Annotated in this window: 15 protein-coding genes and 1 pseudogene; 3 read left to right on the forward strand and 13 right to left on the reverse strand. The window is 58.7% G+C overall.

Annotation, left to right across the window (positions count from 1 at the left end):
• Positions 1 to 159: 159 nt before the first annotated feature.
• Both parS and B059_RS0113545 read right to left on the reverse strand, forming a co-directional pair.
• On the reverse strand, positions 160 to 540 hold the full coding sequence (gene parS, locus B059_RS0113540; RefSeq protein WP_157273701.1) for a type II RES/Xre toxin-antitoxin system antitoxin: 381 nt from the start codon (positions 538 to 540) through the stop codon (positions 160 to 162).
• A gap of 65 nt (positions 541 to 605) precedes the next feature.
• Positions 606 to 1,013: a hypothetical protein gene (locus B059_RS0113545; RefSeq protein ID WP_157273702.1), complete on the reverse strand. Its 408-nt coding sequence runs from the start codon at positions 1,011 to 1,013 to the stop codon at positions 606 to 608.
• 148 nt (positions 1,014 to 1,161) lie between these two features.
• Between B059_RS0113545 and B059_RS21775 the strand changes: the two genes are divergently transcribed.
• Complete coding sequence (locus B059_RS21775; RefSeq protein WP_038058836.1) at positions 1,162 to 1,437, forward strand: helix-turn-helix domain-containing protein; 276 nt, start codon at positions 1,162 to 1,164, stop codon at positions 1,435 to 1,437.
• 810 nt (positions 1,438 to 2,247) lie between these two features.
• On the opposite strand, the gene B059_RS20840 is transcribed toward B059_RS21775, so the two are convergent.
• From B059_RS20840 to B059_RS0113600, 8 genes are all read right to left on the reverse strand, one after another.
• Positions 2,248 to 2,406, reverse strand: a complete 159-nt coding sequence (locus tag B059_RS20840; protein ID WP_018078799.1) for a hypothetical protein — start codon at positions 2,404 to 2,406, stop codon at positions 2,248 to 2,250.
• An 83-nt stretch (positions 2,407 to 2,489) separates the two neighbouring features.
• A complete protein-coding gene (locus B059_RS19125) occupies positions 2,490 to 3,251 on the reverse strand; it encodes a hypothetical protein (RefSeq protein WP_026177524.1) in 762 nt (253 codons plus the stop codon).
• Positions 3,252 to 3,453: 202 nt separating this feature from the next.
• Complete coding sequence (locus B059_RS0113575; RefSeq protein WP_018078802.1) at positions 3,454 to 3,795, reverse strand: hypothetical protein; 342 nt, start codon at positions 3,793 to 3,795, stop codon at positions 3,454 to 3,456.
• A gap of 90 nt (positions 3,796 to 3,885) precedes the next feature.
• Positions 3,886 to 8,904, reverse strand: coding sequence for a hypothetical protein (locus B059_RS0113580; RefSeq protein ID WP_157273703.1), 5,019 nt, complete (start codon positions 8,902 to 8,904; stop codon positions 3,886 to 3,888).
• A 436-nt stretch (positions 8,905 to 9,340) separates the two neighbouring features.
• Positions 9,341 to 15,382 carry an ATP-binding protein gene (locus B059_RS0113585; RefSeq protein WP_026177525.1) on the reverse strand — a complete coding sequence of 2,014 codons (6,042 nt, stop codon included), beginning with the start codon at positions 15,380 to 15,382 and terminating at the stop codon, positions 9,341 to 9,343.
• 327 nt (positions 15,383 to 15,709) lie between these two features.
• Positions 15,710 to 15,991 carry an STAS-like domain-containing protein gene (locus B059_RS0113590; protein ID WP_018078805.1) on the reverse strand — a complete coding sequence of 94 codons (282 nt, stop codon included), beginning with the start codon at positions 15,989 to 15,991 and terminating at the stop codon, positions 15,710 to 15,712.
• A 21-nt stretch (positions 15,992 to 16,012) separates the two neighbouring features.
• Positions 16,013 to 16,687 carry an SOS response-associated peptidase gene (locus B059_RS0113595; RefSeq protein WP_018078806.1) on the reverse strand — a complete coding sequence of 225 codons (675 nt, stop codon included), beginning with the start codon at positions 16,685 to 16,687 and terminating at the stop codon, positions 16,013 to 16,015.
• Positions 16,687 to 17,202, reverse strand: coding sequence for a thermonuclease family protein (locus B059_RS0113600; protein WP_018078807.1), 516 nt, complete (start codon positions 17,200 to 17,202; stop codon positions 16,687 to 16,689). The genes B059_RS0113595 and B059_RS0113600 overlap by 1 nt, the downstream gene beginning before the upstream one ends.
• A gap of 117 nt (positions 17,203 to 17,319) precedes the next feature.
• Between B059_RS0113600 and B059_RS0113605 the strand changes: the two genes are divergently transcribed.
• Together B059_RS0113605 and B059_RS0113610 are read left to right on the forward strand one after the other, a co-directional pair.
• Positions 17,320 to 17,829, forward strand: coding sequence for a LexA family protein (locus B059_RS0113605; protein WP_245538804.1), 510 nt, complete (start codon positions 17,320 to 17,322; stop codon positions 17,827 to 17,829).
• A gap of 8 nt (positions 17,830 to 17,837) precedes the next feature.
• The gene (locus B059_RS0113610) at positions 17,838 to 19,124 is read left to right on the forward strand and encodes a Y-family DNA polymerase (protein ID WP_018078809.1); all 1,287 of its coding nucleotides are present in this window, start codon (positions 17,838 to 17,840) and stop codon (positions 19,122 to 19,124) included.
• Between the two features lie 323 nt (positions 19,125 to 19,447).
• Here B059_RS0113610 and B059_RS21780 read toward each other — a convergent pair whose 3' ends face one another.
• From B059_RS21780 to B059_RS20845, 3 genes and pseudogenes are all read right to left on the reverse strand, one after another.
• Complete coding sequence (locus B059_RS21780; protein ID WP_419184834.1) at positions 19,448 to 19,876, reverse strand: ubiquitination-like system serine protease family protein; 429 nt, start codon at positions 19,874 to 19,876, stop codon at positions 19,448 to 19,450.
• Positions 19,863 to 21,248 carry a ThiF family adenylyltransferase gene (locus tag B059_RS0113620; protein ID WP_157273704.1) on the reverse strand — a complete coding sequence of 462 codons (1,386 nt, stop codon included), beginning with the start codon at positions 21,246 to 21,248 and terminating at the stop codon, positions 19,863 to 19,865. Before B059_RS0113620 ends, B059_RS21780 begins: the two co-directional genes overlap by 14 nt.
• Positions 21,232 to 21,349, reverse strand: a pseudogene (locus tag B059_RS20845) (IS30 family transposase); the annotation flags it as partial. The gene B059_RS0113620 and the pseudogene B059_RS20845, both read right to left, overlap by 17 nt.

Raw genomic sequence — 21,349 nt, forward strand, 5'->3', positions numbered from 1 at the left:
GTTTTTTGTCGTCTTTAGCAACGTCACGCACCGAGAGAACAGAATATTGCGAAAAGATTAACCTTCGCCGCACGGATACCTACCACCCCCCCAGGAAAAAACGAAGGCGGAAAATTGTGCCTCGACCAAGAATTGGCGCCGGATTAGCCTATAAACGTTTCAGGCGGGAATACCGTGCACGGCGCGCACGAGAGTGTTCATGACCAACCTTCCCCCGACCTCTGTATCAAGCAGGGAATGAGGCGTCGCTCCACGCAACACGGTAATTGAAGAATTAAGCCAATGAATCGCCTTACCCATGTCGCCGAAGACTTCCTCTGCCCTGGCTAGAACTCCGGCCACACGGAACAACCTTTCGGATTCCTGTTGAGACAGAATCCCCTTACGCCGGCGCTGCGCAAGCATGCGAACACTTATGCCCAGAAGTTGAGCGAGTTCTGCGGTTGTGACCTGTAGGTTCGCTCCAAGTGAATCCAGGGCCTGAGTAGGGAAACCTTGGCGAATCTTTGAGACCCATTCCAAAGGGGTGTTCGGATTCACTTGGAGAATGTCCGCCCCCCCTAGAAGAGACAAAACCCTGATGGAAGGATTGTTTGGATAATGGCTCAACTTGTGGAAAGAGGGAAAAGCATCTGTCTATCATCGAGTTGATTTTCGTCGGTGATTTCTCTGCTGGTGGAGAACCGCTTACCGTCTGAGGTCACGTAGACATATTCTGTGTAACCGTCTACCTGCCCTTCCCACATTGAAGTCAGCGGCCGCATGACCCATCTTTCCTCCTTGGTCATATGTCCAGGAAGAACAACCTGAACATCCAGCAGCTCAATTACATTTTCCGCTTCAAGTAGCCCGACAAATTGATCTGGATGGATCATGGAAATCATGTTTTTCTTGATCACCCCCTTTTCGAATTCTTCCGAATATAAGCAATAAAACCACGGGAGGAACTCGGTTTGTATGACGTAGCTCCAGCAGATCGAGTCGTCCTTCCCGAATATGGCGGGTATGTCCATTCTGCCGTCTTCCTCGGTAATGAATGTGGTCGTGTGCAAAGTCATGGTCGAGTATTTTGCGCGGAATTCATCGTATGAATACTATAGTTTGTAGTGCAATAGTGTTCAATGCGATTAATTGGTCATCCCTATCGAGAGGGATGACCCCATGGATACGAGAACGGCCTTCGCTAAGAGCCTTAAGGAACTCAGAACGATCAGAGGAGTGACCCAGGAAGATTTCTCTAACGTGTCCAGTCGCACCTATATCAGCATGATCGAAAGAGGGCTGAGGTGTCCGACTTTGGAAAAAGTCGACGAGTTTGCCCAAGTCCTCGGTGTTCATCCCCTTGCCCTCTTATGCCTCACATATCTACGCGCCGAAGAGCACGAAAATCTTGATCGGCTGTTTGGCCGAATCAAGGCAGACTTGGGTCGGCCATAGAAGCACCCGGCAAACACCACGGTGCGTTTGTGACTGTGAGCACCACGATCTGGAATGCTTCGCTTTCAGGTGGCCTTCGGCATGTTAGAAAGAACATCAACACGACGTACGCAAAACTCGTACAGCTGTTAGGCGTATCTATGCCGCCTTGGGTGACATAACAGCCAGAGTTTGTTCACCTATGAATTCGCCAAACAATTTCGAATAGCCTGGGAGTACTGCAATACATCCGCTACGCGCAGAAGACTTAGGCCCGGGCCATCTGGGGCTTCCCCTGTGTCCAGGAACAAGTGTGAACGGTACAGTATCGGCTGTTGAACAATGCAGTGACCAACAATGGTTAGCCCCACTCCGGACTGTAATTCCAGGCCGGGTACTACTTGGAACGGCCCCCAGTCTTCCAATTCCTTGACCGGAATCTGATCGAACAACCTACGGCTCCACAAGAATGTCTTACGCTGCAGGCTGCCGATCGCTTCAGGCAATAGGTTGTCGGGAATGAGCGGGATGGGCTTGTCATACCGGTAGTAGTCACTGCGATCCGCATGAACCATCCAGAAGCCGCGCTCGCCTTCCACTCTCAGTACCACGGGGGCTGCAGCCAAGAGAGGTGGCAAGGTGGTTTCAGATACTCAACCTGCACTGGCTCAAGGCTGTAGAGCCGCTCCTGGTCGCAATACGCAGGTCGCCAGGCAGGGAATCTGGAGAGTTCGAATTCGAAAAATTCGGCAGATCGTCCTCGTGGTTTCCCCGTACGAAATGGAACCATGGCTCATGCAGAAGCTTTAACGCATCGAACGAGTCCGGCGATCAGTCGATCAGATCTCCCGTGCAAAATACCCGGTCGCGCATCGGATCGAAGCCCAGAGCATCGAGTTTGTCGAGAAGCTGCTGCCGCTCGCCGTGGAGATCTCCTACGACAAAATCGTGGCCGAGATCATTCGCCGGGAAGGACTCGAAAAAGGTCATACTCAGTTTGCCCACATCACGGATCAGAACGGATACTCCCGGGAACGATCGTAAGAAACCATCAGCTCATCGTATGAGAAATCTTAAACCCCGCTCGCATCGGCCAGCGCCGCATCGAACTCATCCTGAGTTTCCTGGGGCAAATTGAGAAAAGAGTCGGGCTCAATTTCGATGTTCAGGTATCCATGATCTAGCCAGATTCTTCGAAAAATCGGCAACTCGTCCACTGATTGGCCAGCTTCAACCAACTGTTTAAGCGCGGCCACCATGCGATCCACCATGCACTCAACTGCTGGCAAGTACTCTGGAGGCACGGCTATCTCAACGGCAGGACTTCGCGGGTTGAGCAGCAGTAAAGGACGCGTATTCACAAACACGTTGTAAGCCTCCCCACTTAGGTTTGTAGAAACCGCATCAGGTCGTCTTGTTTCCGCCGGCTGCCACCCATCATGTTTAGCGCAGGCTTCGCAGAGCGTCTTTACGCCGATCCCCAGATGCAGCCTACCTGGCCTACCGCAGAGTTCGCATGTCTTCTCGGACTCTCTCTTGACCTCTTCAATCCAGTCGCCCCAATGGACCGGCTGCCTGTTGACATAAAATCTCAGCAGACCGAACTTCTCTTTTATTTCGCTCACCTGAGGCAAATCCTGCTTGCGCCTTCCCGACGCCAAGGCCGTCTGCAATTCGGCTTCCATTCTCGCTGAAAGGCGCATCAGCAAATCGAACCATCCGTCACCGCACAGGAACCCCCAGCAGGAAAAAGGATTATCTGGTTTTCCTTTGCCGTATCTTCTGTATAGAAGCGGGGCAGCATCTAAAAGTGTTCGGGTGTGTTCCTCGTTCATAGTCCTCTTCCTTTTTACCCAGCCAATCAGGTCGGCAAAGCCAGGAACCGCATAAACTTAAACTCGAGGAAGAGGGCACATTCCCTCACTCTTATGCCCCGCCTAAGTTGGCATTGGATGTTCATTGCGTCACGCTCATCGAGACGATACGGAGATTTCGACAACATCCCCAGGCTTCATGAATAGCAATTCAAGAACAGGATCACGACCGCACAGTGGCCCCTTCAGAGCTACTGCTTTGTGATTCCTTGCCACCACCCATCTTTCTGTACGTAAGCCTGCTAACGTGCCATACCGCGACGGCGCTGAGTCCGATGGATGGGAACATCAGGAAAATGCCTGCTAACTCACTGACAAAGCTATAGATTGACGCGGTCACGCTCCAGATCGCCATGAAGACGATGAACGATGCAAGAATGGCAAATCGGCGCGCACGTCGTTCGATCGGGCCGTAATCCTCTGTCATCAGAAGGATGTAGTAAATAATTGTAGGAATTGCGGTAACGGCCAGGCCCGCGAGCCATGCGATGTCGTTATTAGTCACGTTTTGCTCCTTGGGATTGATTTGATTGGTTCATGCCCGTACGCCCTATAGCGACAAAGTCAAAGTGACTTGCAGCTACAAGTATTGGAACTAAAGGAGCTCAATAGTCGCTGTAGGCGAAGTCGCCAAGTAATCGCGAAGCTGGAATCCGAGCGACGACCCGGCGTCGACAAGCCTGTCGAGTATGTCGAGTGTTGCCCTGCGCAGGTTGACGTCTCGAATCAGGGCCTCTCGGTGTTCATGCACGGCTACGCGGCAGATAGTCTCCGTGTGCCACAGGCTGTTCCCGTCATCGAGCAAGTCGGCGGGAGCTCTGCCCAGGGCGTCGCGCAACTGAGGTAGCGCCGACGGCACCGCGGACACTCTGCCCACGCCCGCCATCAGCTGCAGCAGGTTCTCCAGACCTAATCGGCTGTCGCCAACGACGGTCAGGCAGTTGGCGATGAACTGCGGACGGGACCTCAGCAGTTCAAGGTCGGACCAACTCTTGGGCCAGCGTACTGAACACAGCAGAAGCGTCCTGAGCACTTTGTCGAATCGGCTGTAGGACCTTCGGCTCTTCGTCCGCAGCGAGTCGTCGCCAAAGACCTTAGTCGCGGCGCGGTCCCAGACCCGCCAGAATGCCGTGGCATTTGCGAACTCCTGCTTCATGCACTCGCCAAGCGCCGACTCCAGAATCCTTTCGCTGAACTCAGGAGCATTCTCGAGGCAATGGTCAAGCGTCTCGAAGAGGGGGGAGTCATTGCGTTGCTGCGCTATGAGCTCAGCTGCCAGCAACTCACCCAACTCCCACCGTGCCTCGAAGTCCTCATCGTCAGGGTCGTGCCGCTGCACCCGGGGCCTACCCTCCTGATCCGCCATCAGCCGAGCCAGCGTCATGAGCGACTGGACGCGCCAAGTATCGGTCGTCTCGCTTCGCGCAGCATCAAGAGCTATCGTCCACTCCTTGACGGCGGCCAAGCTCCTTGGTGACGAACGCACGCCAGGCTCCATCTCTTGCAGTGCGTCACTTAGCGCCTTGACAGCAGTAGCTCTAGCTTCATCGACGAGGTCGCGCGTCCGTCCGCGCGGGCGTTCGATCGTTGCTTCCAGTGCCTCGGCGTACCGCGCAAGACCAGTGGTCAGTACTTCAGCCAAAACAGGCTGCTTTGACCTGAGCTCGTTGGAGATCGCCTTGGCCGCAACACGGCGCAGCTCCCACGTCGGCTCAGTCACAATGTTGACCAACGCTTTAACCATCTTGGGTAGAGACGGATCGACGGTGGCAAGCGAGATGACCGTCCGTGTCCGCAGTTCACCCATCGAAGGGTCCTGGCGCAACCATGCGTCCTTGTCTTCGTGTACTGCGGTGCGTTCAAGCAAGAGGGCTTGGGCCCATTGAAGTGCCTCCGAAGTGTCAGTGGGCCACATGCCAATCAAGGCGCAAGCAAGCTCGTCTTCCAGTCCAGCGAGCATGCCGAGCTCTTGTTTATTAGTCTCGTCGCAGAGGCGAACGAACTCCTCATAGGGATCAGAGGGCGACGAGAAACGTTCCGCAGTTCCCGTCTCGGCTGTTGAGAACCGTCCCGTGACCGCTGCTGCCCAGGTACGCACGGCAGCGATGCGGTTCATCCGTTGCATCTGAGCCTGGGCTTTGTCGCTGGCTTGCTGCAGTTCCGGTTCAAGGTTGGCAATCTCGAGTGGAGCCCACTTGCCATCGCCAACGGGCTCTCCGAGCCTTAGGCCACGGGCGTCCATACGCTTGAGCGCCATGCGCCAGCCGTCTGGCACCTCCTCAGCACCCTTCAACGCTTCCAGGTGGCTGTCCAGAATCCTGTAGATGGCCTCACGGAGGTCTGGACGGTTGAACTGCAGTTGAAGAACCAGGTCTTCCAAGCGCTGCTGGCGATGCGGCAGCCGATTACTTGCCATTCGCTCCCGCTGCCTGGAAGCATCTAGCCCATCGTGCCCTCCGTGGATGGCCAGCGCGGTTCCCTCGTGTACGCTGCGAGCAATTTCGTCGGAGAAGAACTGCGGGCACTTGAAGATGGATAGCAGCTTCTCGGTTACGAGCTCAGGGTGGGCCATCAAGACCCCTGCCACCATTCCCGTTGTTAGGCTCGACTCCCCCAGGTCCAGGATGATCTCAAGCACCTGCGAGATGACGTTGGGCTGCGCCTTGGCCTCAATCAGGAGGCGCTCTTCCAGCGCCATCAAGGCCGCGTTCAGCACATAGCTGGTGACCGAGTGCCCGCGGTAGGCAGCCCATAACCGAAAGTCATGGATGTGCAGCCGGCCATTAGGACTTTTCTCTGGCGGCACGATCGATATCTCGTGCGGGCTCGTTGTGGCAAGTGAGGCAGCGGCGTGGTTGCATAGGTCGACCACGAAGCGCACGCTCGTCGGCCAAGCATAGAGCAACAGCGAGCGGAACGGGCCCTGCAGGACCGATGGCGGGAAGAACTTGTGAGCTGCGCGTTTGCTCAGCCCAAGTTCCGCCTCCCACCCGTGCATGCCTAAGTCTCGGCCAACTCTCGGCTTAGGCTCGGTGTAGAGGGCCCAGAATACTTTCCAGACGAGGTCTGAGGTGAAGAAGCTCGCCTCGCGGCAGTTTTTTACGTTGACGAGAAACTCAAGGCGCTCTTCCGAATAGACGTCTCGACTGTCGGGGTCGGCTGCCAGGCGCTCGAGAAGAACCTCAATGAACGCCTTAAACCTAGCCGGGTCAGCGCCAGAGCAGCGACATAGAAGAGCGTAGAAACGCCTGCCGACTGACTGCTCGCGGTACCAGCCGTCTTGGTCATGCTGGCAGAAGTGCTCCGCCATGTTGAACACGTCGAGCACTCTCTGGGTAGGGTTTTGCCAGTTGTCATCGTGAGACGTGGCATCTTCCGCGAACTGGACCACCCAGGAGTTACACTCCGGCGGCATGTTCGGGAAGGTTCTTGCAACCAATCCAACGACTAGGTCCCAAGCTTTGCCAACCGGCGCAGCCATCCCGAGTCGTAGCACGATCTCTTTGTTTGCAGGGTCGTCCACCAAGCTTGAGTAGTCAATAGACGTTGGCCCTTTGCAGGCAACACGCAGCAAGTGGCTTAGGCGCTGCAGGAGGCTGGCGCTGTCGAAGGAGACACTGCTACCAAGCTTTGCGACCAACTCTTCAACCCGCTCTGAGCGCAGCAGACCAATGGCTACCTCGTCTCGCCATACCTGCGGGATGGTCGAGTTTTGTCTGAGCGCAGCTTCGAGCAGCGCATAGGCATCCCCATCTTCTTCGGCTGAACGCTGCGCTGTCCATGTGCGCAGTGCCCTGCGCATTCCGGCGTGTGAGCCGAGCTTGCCGAAGAGCGAGCCCCAGTCGCGCTCGGCACCTTGCACCTCCCGTTCAACCCTGAAGTAGAGCGACCAGTCTTCCAAGACGTCGTGGGCGGGAGCTACCCGGTCCATCGCATCCTTTGCCAGCACCGCGTCTTGCAGGAGCGAGACAACGGCCTCGGCGTCATTTGGCGCCTCGACAAACTGAGCAAAGCGTTCCGTGCGCGCATAGCAGACCTCGTCGAAAGCTACTCGACGGCGTGTGGCCAGCCCTGCTGGCAAGCCTTTGCTGGGGGCAACCCGCTCTGTCCACAGGCGCAGCCGCAAGTCGTTGCCGGAAGCCTGAGGTAGAGCTGCTCCTGCCGCAGTGTAGTTGAAAGCAAGGCGTAGGTAGTAGGGCGCTCGAAGAACTTCTCGCACGCCGCCGTCCTTGGTAGCAATGTCTTCAAGAGTTGTCCCTGCCACTGCCGTAGATATCTCTGGGTCTGTCAGCAAAGGGACGTCGACGACTTGGTAGGAGAAGTCAGAGAGGAAGAGCGAGTAGAGCGCGTTGAGAGCATAGGAGCGGGTCGTGACACAGAGCCTGACCCTCTTGTTCTGACGGACAAGCGCCAGTAGCTCCTCAAGGGCACCCGGGTTCCTTGCTTCGAGCGCCTTTTCCAGCGAATCGATGACGACAGTCGGTGTGCCACTGCACAAGAGGCTCGCCATGCTGAGCACCGCATCAGGCATGCCGCTGAGTGACTGAACTGCTGCCAAGCTCGGCTCGTCGAGCTCGTCGGCTCGGAAGAAGAACAGCGGGCCGGACTCGCGAAGCAGTGGCGCGAGCTCCGCGATGACCGCTGACTTACCCGCGCCCGGGCCGCCTGTGACGATGACGAGCTGCCGCTCATCGAGGCCCGCCAGCACTTGAGCAACACACTGGCCGCGGGGGATGTGTGTGCCATTGGGAAGCTTCGTCGAGATGAGCGAGAGTTGAAGACTTGCTCGGCCGCTAAAACGCTCGGCGATGTTGGCAAGCCCCCTTTGCCCGGTGAGGCGGCCGACGGCTTCTTGGATGCCGACCTGCGCGGTCGATCTCCAGGTCTCCCGAGTGACCGTTCCGACCGTGATGCCTTGCTCGAATACATACGAGAACAGGCCGTTCCATACCTGCTCGCCGGAGTCTCCAGGCTGGCCTGAGTCCAACAGTGCCTGCACGAGACTTAGTTCTTGCGAGGCCTCCGTGCCAAGATCATGTATGTCGACACGCATCCGCCGCAAGAGCTCGAAGACGAGCTCTTCGTTGTACTTGTCGGCTAGCGTGTTCTTGGATACTTCCTTGAAGGCTTTCAAAGTACGCTTATGCTGGGCGTCAAAGAGCTTGGACTCAACCTTTTGGATGAAGTCGGGCAAGTTGAGCGAGGAACGCGACAGTTCGCATAGACGCTTGGCCGCCTTATTGGCCGGTGTCGCTGGAGCCACTGTTGCCAAGACCAATACGTCGCAAGCCCGGTCGAAGGGGCTTCCTTCTACGCCAAGAAAGTCTCTCCAGGCTCCACGCAGTCCATCGACGAACTCGGTGTTGCTAGGCGTCGCGTCGAGTCCTCGCTTGCACTGGACGAGCTGAAGCCGACAACCCTCGTTGTCGCGCAGCTGACAGTAGATGTCGTCTGTATGAGCGCCGGTGTAGCGGGCTTCGAAGCGAAGCGTTTCGACTCGAGCGCCGTGCAGGCCGAACGCAGTCGGCCTCCCTGTCAGCATGTTTGCCAGATAAAGTGTGCCGACCCGCGCCTGGAACACACCGCCCCCGCCGCCAGTGGCAACGGTACTCACGACCTGTGTGCCCTGAAGGGGGGGGCGTTGGGGCTTGTCTTCCATTTTTATCCGAAAATGCTCTCGCCGTTGCTCGGCGTCTCCTGCTGACGCGGCATAAGGGGTTTGTTATAGAGCACCGACTTTATCCTAAACAACGGCAAATTGCGGGTGGAAAGCACCGCCGTAAAAAGGAGCGTCGGTTTATTGACGCTATTGATAATGGTCCTCAGATGGGGCCAGTTGAAGCCTAGAGTGAGGGTTTCCCCAGACGGGCTGCGCTTCGGCCAAAGCGGTCTGTCAAGAGGCAATCCATGAACGACCGCTAAGCCGCGGGAGCGGTCGGTCGTTGAGGCACTACGAACGCTAGCCCCCCGGCCGGAAGCAGTCCTCCGGGACGGCCGGCTCAAGCCCGCGTGGTCCCTCTCGCCTGGCATCGCCGCTGAATGTGCATGACTTAGAGCGAGTAGCCGTTCTTCGCCGTCTTCAAGAGAGATTGCCCGTAGCTGCTCGGCTGCTTGATCTGCCTGCTTGCGAACACGTTGATGCCCAGGTCCATCTTCCCACGAGCAGTGGTGATCTGTTCGAGGCCTACCGGCGTCAGAACGAGGTAGCAACCCTCGCCCCACAGAGATTCCGCATCGATATCAACCGGACCGGCGTCACGCCACCAATGGATCTTTGCGACCACAGCTCCGCTCGCGTCGAGGAAGACGCTCGGTTCGTCGTCATGCGCGCGCCAGCGAAGCCTCATCACCCAGTTCGGGCACAACACGAATGGATAGGCTGCTGCGTCGAAGCCCATGTCCACAGAGCAAACAACCCGCCTTACCAGCGTTGGTGCCAGTTCATTGTCAAGTGCGAGGTACTGACCTAACCAAACAGCAATTGGCAGCTTGGTATAGCAGTCGTCGAAGTCTTCACCGTCAGTCTGTGCCGAGGGTGCTCTAAAACGGTAGAGGCGGTGCTCCGATAGGCGCGGCCTAAAAATCTTGAAGAGAGACACCTCGGCCACGACCTGGCCGTCGTGGTGTACCGGAAAAGGCGCAACGTCGTTGTCGACCTCGTCATCCCACTTCAGCTCTCGCTCGGACCAACCGGCACTTCGGTCCATCAGCGGCATTCGAATCCATTCGGGACGCACTCGCGGAAGCTTCAGCGGCCGAGGGGGAAGCGGGCAACCCAAACGCTCCAACAGCGTCGGCCTGTCGCGGCCGGTCAGCTTGCCGGCCAGCCGCAGTTCTCCCGCGACGTGGCGAAGGGCGGCAATGGCAATGTAGGCATGAGGCTTCAGGTAAGTGATCTGCATGTCGAGGACGCGAAGCTGAGCCTCAAGCCTTTTGACGCCAGAGGGCCCGAATGCCTCAAGTCCCCCCCAATCTTGGATGAACATCGCCGCGCGGCGGCGGACTGTCATCTCGTCAATGCCTGCCACCTTCGCAATGTGCCGTGCCGTCGAGCTCAACATCTGGGTCCAGCCAAGCGGCGACTCGATGCGCATTGCACCAGTTCTCTCGTCCCTGAACGCAGGGTCGCCCTCTGAAGGGTGCTCGAATTCTAGGCTATAGAAGAGCGGCAGTGGCGTCGCGTCCAAGGAGACAGCCAGCCCCCACCGATGCGACAAAAGCGCGGCTGACTCTGCCACCGCAATGTCGCGATGGCTGACCAACGCAGCGACGGCGGTGCCCAACTCGGGGGCAAGGTCCGCGCTGTCAGCAGCCAGCAGTGTTCCGAGCGCCTGCAAAGGGGCATCGGATTCGCCGGTTAGAAGTCGCCGCATAAGGGACTTGAACAAAGCTTGACCGTGTTCGGTTTGCCCTGCCAATCGCAGCGTGCAATTACGTGCGTGTCGCTGAACTTCTGCAACGGGCAGCCGATAGGCAAAGTGCAGCAACTCTTCCAGAAGATCCGTGTCGCTGAGCGGAAGCTCGCTCGACTGGAAGGGCCGTCCCAGTTGGAACTCGCGAGTGCAGGCCATCTGCTCCTCAAGCAGCGACCAGATGGCAGGCCAGTCCGGCGTCGCGCTGATTACTGGCAATATCGAATCCAGCTCTGTCAGCAGCGACTGGGTGCTCTCCTGGCCCGCCGTCACTGAATCGACGATGTTCTCGAAGGCGGCGGGGGACATGGCTGGTCCCTCCAAAAGCTTCTTCGCCTCAAAGTAGAGGAACTTGCCGCCACCCATCCACTGGCTCCAGGAACTCCAAGGGTCCTTGCTTGTCTCGTAGCCTTGCATCAGCTTTCTGGCGTACTCGATCTCTCCCGCCGCAACCAACCGCTTCACCATTAGGAAGCGGCAACGCGCGTTCTCCTGCAAAACCTGCCAGCGCTCAAACATCCTCTGCACCAGAGGAAGCGGAGCTGTCTCGGCCAGATCTCTGAAACGGTACGGGGCGTTGTAGTTCAGTTCGTCGCCATCCGCTTCAAACGCGCGCTCAAGCTCCTCGAGAGTGACCTCTGAGTCGTACTTGCTGGGCGTAGATGAATGCCGCGGTTCCGGCGCTTCTGATGCCCATCGAGCGACAGCGGCGTCGAGCTCGGCGGATGAGAACCCATGTTTTCCAGCTGCGGCGCGAAGGCGCTTGAGCAGTCCGACCCTCTCGTGTGCTCTGCTGGCTACCTCGATCGCCCCCAATAGCATCAGCACGAGAGGCTCAATCTGGCCGGGGCCGGCAGCGTCGGCTGCGACGTCGATGAAGTCGCCGACATTGTACGGATCCCGGTAATGCGGTTCCATGTAGAACGGCAGGCATAGCCCGCACCAGACTGTCGCGCAAGGCAAGACAAATTCGGGGCTTCGCCGGATCATCCCCGACATGAGTAGGTCGACGCGGTTCGGCCAGCCAATCAATTGCCAAGCCGCCAGTGTCTCTGACACCTCGAAGCCGAAGCGAGGCCCAACCTGCATCGCTTCCTCAATGAGCGACATCGTCAGGCGATGCGCGGCCGACGACCCTTCCGTTTCGGTCATGCCGCTGACCTGGTGCATCAAGTTTGAGACCCGCTTGACACGGTTCTCCGGGTCAGCAGTGTTCGTAAGGACCAGAATGTCCCGCCAGATTGCGTACTGTGGGTCCTTTTTGGGGGCCAGCGCGTAGCCAAGGCATTGCTCGGGAACTGTCGCCAGCAACTGTTTCGCCCGTTCCACGTCCCCGACCGCAGCCAACGCGATGGCCAAATCCGCCAACCCGTCGACCTGCTCGCTCGGCGTGCTCTCTTGAAGCTCCGCCGCGAGGGCGTTTAGCCGGTCGACGGCCCCCACACGGTCACCGTCAACCCGATACGCATCGACGGCCAATCTGCGTCGCAGGTACGCAGTACCCCCCAGCGTGGATGAGGCGATGGCTGCTTCAACTTTTCGAAGTACGGCGCGGTATTCATCCTCGCCACACTTGGCGCCTAGTGTCAGCAGCGCTTGCGCGAGCACGGGGACCGCTTTGAAGGCCTGCTGGATGCGATATGACTCGCTGCCGCCTTCTGATGTCAGACGTAGGACGTACCCAAGGGCAATGCGGGCTTCGTCCTGGATGCTGCCAGCCGGCACGGTCGCGTTGTCGGCGCGAGCTAGAAGCACGCCTATCTTCGAGGCGTGGTGCTGGAACGGATGAAGGAAGGTGTGCTTCGACGGTGTCGCGCTTGGCAGCGGCTTATTGAGCAGCGTGCAAAGCCTCGCGTGATGCATCACCGCGCCGACCAGATCACCCAGCCCAGCCAGGTCCGTCTCGTCATCGCACGTGGAGATCATCGGTGCGACCAACTTGTCGAACAGGGCCTCGGCAAGGTCACAACGGCCAGCTTGGAATGCAATCAATGCCATACGGCGGCGGTAGCCGTTGGGCACGTTTCCGAAGCCAGGAAGGGCGGCGGCGGCATCAAACAGGGCAAGCGCTCGCGCGACGTCGCCACGCCGACTTGCCACAAGTCCTGAGTGAACCATTACAGACGGCTTGTCTTCATCGGCTACCCCGAGATCGCTGCAGAGTGCTTGTGGATCAGCGCCAACCTTCTGAAGGAGCATCGCCTCTGCGGCTTCCCTCCTCAAATGCTGGCGCAGCGAGGCGACAGTTTCTGGATCTAACTTTTCGGGCTGGTGTAGCCCCTCTGCAGCGAGGTGGTCAATCGCTGTCTGGATCTGCTCGCTGTCTCGGAAGTTGACGGCGCGCCTTGCCCACCTTTCGAATTCCTTGATGTTGTGATTGAAGCCGTGGTTCTGGAACTTGGACGTATGGAGCTGCGCTAGCGGCTCGAGGCTTTCAAACAGCTCCTTCGCGCGCTCGAAGTCGCCTCGCGCCAACAGAGCGTCGACAACCTCGTAGCCCTGGCTGGGGAAATACTGCACAAAGGAGAGGGCGGCATCAATGTCCCCGACTGCCAGCATCGCCAGGGGAAGCTGGTTGGCGTACTCAAGGGCAGTTTCGCGCCGCCCCACTTCGTCACGACACAGCAGCAGCCGTGCGAAGGCGGTCGCGTCGTGCGTTCCACGCACTGCCAGCAGAGCCAGGCGGATATCAGCGTGGACCTCGGCGATAGAACGCCCGTCAGCCAGTTGCTGCCTGAAGCGAGCGGGCATCGCCAGTGCAAGTGCATCGGCACCGTCGCCGGCACGGGCGCGGTAGCGCAGCTCAAGCCAGTGCTGCGCAGATTCGGGCGGCGCGTTCTTCGCCAACTGGGCGAGGTCGCGGTACACGCGCTGCGAGTATTCGGCGTCGACGCTTCCGAGGCGGCTTCGCGGTTGAGCGATGACGAACAGCCTAAAGCTGTTGTGGAAGACACTCCACCCCTGGGATGACCTGCGGAGCAGGTGCCGTGCAACGATCAAGGCGCGTTCAATCGCGGACTCCTTGACCATCGTGGCCAGCAGCCGCAGGTCCATGGGTGCCTCAGCCCGAGCGATGAAGCCCAGCACGTCCATGGCATCGACATCGCTTGCGATCTCGCGCCAAGCAGCGGTGTACACAGTCTCAATATCGCCGTCGAACGGCATCCCGCCGCTGAGAAGGTGCTTACGGCCGGCTTCGTCCGCGTGCAACAGCGACTGAATCAAGTAACGCGTTGCCAGCGGGTGGCCATGCGTGAGATTGCTCAGATCCAATCTCGGAATCACGGCAGGCAGGCCAAGCGCATCCGCCATCCGGGCGACCTCCTCGCGGCCGAGAGGCCCCATGAGAACCTGTCGCTCGCTCTTCTCCGCTTGCTCTCTTACGGCGGGCTTCAGATTCGCGAGATCCAGCCGCTGCGTGCCGAGCACGAACACAACCCCGTTGGGGATGGCCGCGGGAAGAGGCAGCTCGCCAAGAAGCGAATTGGTCGGCCGCTCTTCGCGAGGCACATGGTCGAGCCCGTCGACGACGATGATTGTTCGGATCCCGTCGCGGTCGAAGCGTTCACCAGCCTGCCGCACGAGGACGTCGAACTGTTCGCGGCGCTCATGCAGCGAGTCATCGCGAAGACGAAGTCCAACCAAGCCGCTGTTGCGCAGCTGCGTGTCGACGTCGGTCAGGAAGTTGTCGGCCTCCCCGCGACCCACGCCTTGAGCGGCGCCCGGCACGTACGCCAAGTAGCGAACTAGCCGGACATTTGCTTCAGTGGCCAGCGCAACCTGCAGGAGAGTGGATTTCCCGGAGCCAGGCGGTCCTATGAGTGAGACGTAGCCCTGGTCGGCGGCATGCAGCGCGGCCAGCAGCTTGACCTCAGTGTCGCGGTTGCGCTGCACGTAGGCTCCGACCGGGAACCGGTGGATGAGGAGCGTCTTGGCCGGGTCGCGCCAGCCAAGCTCACGAAGCAGCTCGTCACGCGTCCACCTGTCCTTGTCGCGTGCATCGGCGACCAGCTTGGGCAGCACGCTGGCAATCTCGGATGCCTGTCGCGCCTGCTCGGCGTTCAGCTTGTGGGATTGGATGAAGTCGGCCGCGGCACCGCACACCACCCGAAGGCAGTGCAAGAACTGTTCGAAGTCGCCGTCGCTCAGTCCAGTCTCACGACGCAGGTGGTCAACTAGCCGACTCCATTCGGACGTGTACCAATCTTCGAGCGGGCGACTCGGATGCTGCCGGAGCTCTTCTAGAAAGGCCGCACTGTGGGCAGGCGTGCCACCGCCTGGCCTGTCGGTAACCGAAGGGAAGTCGTTGACGACAAGGCGGATCTCGACACCGCCTCCCGAGTTGTCATTGCGCAGGCACTGCCAAGCGTGAACCAGCGGCTTCAAGAGGCCGTTTGCGCCAGTTAACAGCGTCTCAACAGTGAAGGTGCTCGGGAACTTGGACGTCTTGAACTGGTGGCCGACCACCAATCCATCGAAGCCGAGCACCAAGTCGTCGGCGATGCCCGCGTTGCGATCGGCCACGCCGACCCAAAGCAGCTCGTCGCGCTCGAGCGCGGCGTAGATGGCAGCACCCGCCCGCTCATACTGGCCGATATATCCACGGACTGCTCGGCGTTCGCCTTCCGCCGGCACAGTTGCAGGAGCTGTAGCGGTGGATGGATTCGGTTTCTTGGACATTATCGGAGCCATAGAAATGGATTCGGTAGCTGACGCCAACCGGGAGAAAAGAACTGCTTCAGCATCACCTGGGGCATCCAGCGCTAGAGGATACATGCTGCTGAGTCATCGAACGCCGTTCTGAAACGAAGTCTGGCCTATGCCGATCGAAGCGGTCATTGGCGAGGTCGATCGTGAATGACTCAGATCAGCCTTAATCGGACGTCTTGGGTTGCGGCGGTGACCGTCCGCTTTGGCCGACAAGCCGCCTTACACTGCGGGAGTCGACCGTGCCTGAGGTGCAGCTAATTAACCGGCGGTTCCGCTACCGCGGTTCTCAATAGAAGCTCACCTTACCGTTCCCTTGGCACGTGCAATCATCGCCAGGATCGCCGGATTGCAATTGACAGGTTGAAAGGTGATGTTGGAATGGCTCGCCGCAAACACCCGGAAGAGCTCGTCTGCAAAACCTTGGCCAATTACCGGGATGTTCGCAAAGTCCAGACACACCGTATGCAATTCGCCGAGTTTTTCTATTTCGCGAGCGATCAACTTAGCCTGAGCGCGGGATACTAGGTTCTCATCGCCAGCTTGAGCCAACGTCATAGGAATCGTTATGAGCTGTACCATCCGATGTAACGCCTCCCGATGCTAGCTTTCGATGGGTGAAGAGGCCGGCTCGATCAGTCCTGCATCATCGTCCACCGTCTTGCTCACCCGTCGACTGACCGGCCAAGCCTGCATGGGCTCGGCATCATACGGTCCGACCATGCCTTGCACTTCATCCGCCGGCGCATTCAACCAGGCCTGCCAGTCTTCTGGCCTGAGTATCACCGGCATCCGATCGTGAATCGGCGTCATCACTTCGTTGGGTCCGGTGGTGATGATGCAGGCTGTGCGGAGAATCTCTCCATCCGGTCTGCGCCAGCTCTCCCATATCCCGCCCATGGCCAGAGGCTCTCCTGATTTCAGGCTGATGTAGTAAGGCTGCTTCACCCGGCCTTCGGTTTTCCATTCGTAAAAGCCATCCGCCGGAATGATGCAGCGTCGGCGCTTGAAGGCATCTCGGAAGGACGGTTTCTCGGCGACGGTCTCCCCGCGCGCATTGTTGAGCTTGTTGCCGATGGACGGGTCTTTGACCCAGTGCGGCACCAGCCCCCAGCGCAGGAGATGAAGAACCCACTTGCCTTCCGGAGACTGCCGGATCACCGGGATGTCGGTGCCCGGCGGGATGTTGTAGTGAGGACCGAAGTCCGCGACTTCATCGAGGTCGAAGTGCTCTTTCAGCTTGGCCGGCATCTGCTTGAGCACGTAACGTCCGCACATTACGGCTGCCCCGCGCGGACTTCCCGCTTCATCTTGCGCCAGGCCCAGGGTGCTACCGGCTCGGGGTCGGCCCAGAGGCCACGCCTGGCATTACGGGCATCCAGCTCCGCCTGCGCATAGCGCAGTCGGTCATCGAGGGTTTGCTCCTTCTGGTAGTCCTTGTAGTGCCATGCCATCCCGTCCGCCACTTGGGCGAGGTTGGCATCCCGGCCGTCCACCATGATCTTGCCAACCAGCCGGCCGTAGCGGTCCTGCTTCTGCCATTCCACGATCACGATCCGGCGAAAGACCCGGTCCGAGAGAGACTCTTTCGATTTCTGGCCCCAGGGCATCCCTTTCTCGGGGGCATCGATGCCGGCAAGCCGGATCTTGTGCTGCACCCGCTGGGCATCGAGCACGGTCACCGTATCACCGTCGGCCAGGCCGACGACTTCCCCCATCAGGGTTTCGGCCTGCGCCAGGGTGATCCCGGCCAGAAGGGAAAGTATTGCCAACCCGATTTTCAATTTGATCACTCCGGCTATAATTGAACTGTGTAACACTATTCAAAGACAAACATGGGACGTGGTGGCAAACGCGAGGGCACAGGCCCCAAGGCCAGCCCCGGGCCATACGGCGAGGCAACCAAGGTGATGCGTATTCCAGTCAGCCGGATAAACGGTGTCCGCGCCTTTCTCTCCCAGCCCCAGGCCATCATGGCACAGGCTGGCGGCAACGTGGAGTGGCTCGGGACGGCTTCTCTATCCGGTCCGGCTGTCCGGCTGCCGTTGTTCACTTCCCGCGTGCCGGCGGGCTTCCCGTCACCGGCCGAGGATTATGCCGAAGGTCATCTCGACCTCAATGAATTCCTGGTCGAACACGAGGCCGCGACCTTCTATGTCCGGGTCCAGGGCCACTCGATGAGCGGGGCCGGCATCCTCGATGGCGATGTCATCGCCGTGGACCGCGCCCTGGAGGCACGGCATGGTGACATCGTGCTGGCGGTCATCGACAACGATCTGACGGTGAAGGAGCTCTATCGCCTGAACGGTGAGATCAGGCTGCTCCCCAATAACCCGGAGTACTCGCCGATCGAGATCAAGCCCGGTCAGGAACTGACCATCTGGGGCGTAGTGAAGGGCGTCGTCCGCAAGCTGCGATGAGCCAGGGTATGCAGTACGCCCTGGTCGACGGCAACAACTTCTACGTCAGCTGCGAACGGGTCTTCAATCCCAAACTGGAAAATCGGCCGGTCATCGTCCTCTCGAACAACGACGGCTGCACGGTGGCCCGAAGCGAAGAGGCCCGAGCCCTGGGTATCAAGATGGGCGCGCCGCATTTCGAGGTACGGGACATGCTGAAACGGCATCGCGGGGTGGCGCTCTCCTCGAACTACACTCTCTATGCCGACATGAGCCGGCGCATGATGTCGGTGATCAGCCAGTTCTCCCCAGAGCAGGAGATCTACAGCATCGACGAGTCCTTCCTGCGCTTCCGGGGCTTTGATCACTGGAACCTGACCGAGCATGGCATTCGGCTACGCCATCAGGTCCATCAATGGACCGGCATCCCGGTCGGAGTGGGATTCGGGCCGACGAAGACCCTGGCCAAGCTGGCGAACCGGCTGGCCAAGCGCCACCCCGACTTCCGGCAGATCGGGGTCTGCAACCTGCAGGATCTGGCGCCTTGGCAGCAGTGGCGCTACATGGCCGAAGTAGACGTCGGAGACCTCTGGGGCGTTGGGCCACGCTGGGCAAGAAGCCTGCGCGAACAGGGGATTTTGACTGCGATGGACCTGAAGCTGGCTAATCCCGGAACCCTGCGAAACCGCTTCAACGTGACGATGGAGCGCACGATCCGAGAGTTGAATGGGATTTCCTGCATTCCCCTCGAAGAAGCACCGCCTGCCAAACAGCAGATCGTGTCCTCACGCAGCTTCGGGCATCTGGTGACCCGGCTGCAGGATCTGCTGGAAGCGGTGTCGAGCTATGCGGCAACGGCGGGACGCAAGCTCAGGCAGGAAGACGAAATGGCGGGTGGCATCCAGATTTTCCTGCAAACCAATCCGTTCATCCCGAACGAGCCGCAATACCATCCGGCCGTGCTGATCCGGTTCAACACGCCGACTCACGACACAGCACGGCTGATCCAGGCTGCCCGCCAGGGCATGACGCGGATCTACCGCAAGGAATTCCGCTACAAAAAGGCAGGGGTGATGCTGGTCGATCTGAAGCCAGCAGGCGTCAGCCAAGGCGATCTGTTCCAGCAGGAGCCGGAGGCCCAGACCGAACGCCGGACACGTCTGCTTAGCGTGATGGATGCGATCAATTCAGAGATGGGGAAAGGGACGCTGCGCTTCAGTGCCGAGGGCGTGGAGCAAACCTGGAAGATGCGGCGTGGGAATCTGACGTCGCGGTTCACGACGGCTTGGGAGGGGTTGCCGGTGGTAGGGGCTTAGATGGCGATTAGGGAAGCTCTATAAAGTCGGTGACCGGGATGTCGGCAAGTCGGCCAAAGCCGACTGTGAGTATCAAGACAAACTCAGTCTGCCGTACTTCGGTTACCAGCCACTCAGCCTGGAACAATATCGCGTGCTACCGACCCACAGCAGCCATTGAGTCCTGAGAGTCATCTGTCCTTCCCGCCTCTTTGTGCAATGCGCTTGCGAAAAGATTAAGAGTGATTTATCCATTTCATGGGTTTCGGGGGTGTATTTCGCAAGTGCCTGTTGGAACAATTCCCGGATCGCCCAAGTCTCTTATATCCCAAGCCTGGTAACGCTCAATAAGACGTTCGTAGGCCGGGGTGTTTTCCAGTATCTGCGCACCAAAACACGCGACCCTCGCGTAGCCAGAAATGACTAAGACAGCCCTTGTCCCGCCATATCGACGGGTATAAGGTTGGGCGACCGGTGAGTGTGCTCGTTAAGCGCCAATGAGGGCGGTGTACTTGTTGAAGCGAGAGTGTAACTACGTCACCACACCGACAAGGGCATTTAAACAAGGCCCATTTTGGCTTGTCTGCAATCATGACGCAGTAAAAAGATTCGGCCGCGATTTCGTCATTATGAGGGGGCTTACCGACAATAAAGACTGAGGAAAAATGAATTGGTGCCGCGAGTTGTGGGGCATGCTCCGGTGCCTGACCGGGAACCGGATGCGGGGTAAAGAGCCCCCTAATCCATGCTACGACCCGGCTAACAAAAGTCATCGCGCTTTCCTAAAAATGGTCGATTGAGTCTGCATGATTCCTTCAGTAAAAGGAATTCGTGTGCACGACAATACGAGCAGTCAGGGTTGCCCACCGTTTCGTGGCTGTGGATCTCCATCTTCACGAAATCCACGAAGAACATGTCGCGTCGCACCTCCGGCGGAAAACGTCGAAACGGCTTGATCAGGTCAAACAGTGTTGCAACGGCAAAATCGGCCGAAGCACTGGTGAAGGGCCCGACGCCGGGCGCGTCTGTGCCACCGTCTTCGAGGTAACGGTCTTTTAGTTCTTCGGCGGTGATATCCGGATTTTCGCGGCGTGCAAGCTGTGCCTGAATCCAGATGTCCTTGATCACGCCCTGACAAAAAAGGCACTGGCCTTGCTCGGGCAGGATCGTGCTGATGCGTCCGTAGTGATAACGAAGATAGGGGTGACCATCGAGCCCGTCATCAACCTTGCCGCCTAGCCCGATATCTATGAGTGGTTGCGCATAGGCATAAAGCGCAGCGTTCATTAGTTCACGGCCTGCAAAATCGTCGGTGCAGCCAACAATGACATCGCAACTAGCGAGCGCATCGACGGCGACCGGATCCGTATCGACATCTGAGGCTATGGACGCAACCTTGACCGATAGCCCAATGCCTTCGATGAAGTTCTTGAGTGTGTCCGATTTGACGAAACCGACATCTGCCTTCATGAGGCCCCTGACGCGGTTGAGATTGCTCGCAGCGAGCGGATCTTTATCGAGCAACACGAGCTCGCCGATTCCCCCGCGCGCGCCCAGCGTTGCAAATGGGCTTCCGGTGCCGCCGTTTCCGGCAACGCCAATGCGCAACGACTGAAGCATATCGACGAAAGGTTTTCCGAACGCAGCAGCCTGACGCGCCTGGACCTCAGTGTGTTCGTCACTGCTTTCCTTGTACCCGTAAAGCGTGATCCGCTCGCCAAGTACAAGCGTGTGCCTAACTGGCACCGCGATTTCCGGGCACCCGCCTTTACGCGTCCTGGCCAGCCATTGCCCGTCCGCCCACAGCATCGCAACAAAAGTGATGTCGGGGCCATTGCGGTTACGTAGCGCCTTGATCAATGTCCGCTCGTTCTCTTCGTCCATATCTGAGAACTGCGCCGGGCCTGCGGGGTGGTTGTGAATGAAGCCAAAGACGAGCCCCTCCTCCTCGCAGCGTTGGAACAGTTCGCGCAGTGGGGCAAGTTCGAAGGCGACTATCTCTGGTGAACTCCCGGTCACCCATGCATCCTCAAACTGAATCACATCATGGGCGACATAGCGGTCGGAATCTGGCAGTCCCGGGACATGAACGTGCAAGCGGCGGAATAGCACCACCGCAGCGGCGGATTCAACCGATCGACGCAACGGATTGGTGAAATCGTTCGGCGGGTGTTGCGTAGTTTAGTGTTTTCCTAGGGCGCTCATTCAATTTCCTCGCGATGGCATTGAGCTTGGCTTGCGAGTAG

It is taken from the genome of Thiobacillus denitrificans DSM 12475, assembly GCF_000376425.1.
Classification (GTDB): Bacteria; Pseudomonadota; Gammaproteobacteria; order Burkholderiales; family Thiobacillaceae; genus Thiobacillus; species Thiobacillus denitrificans.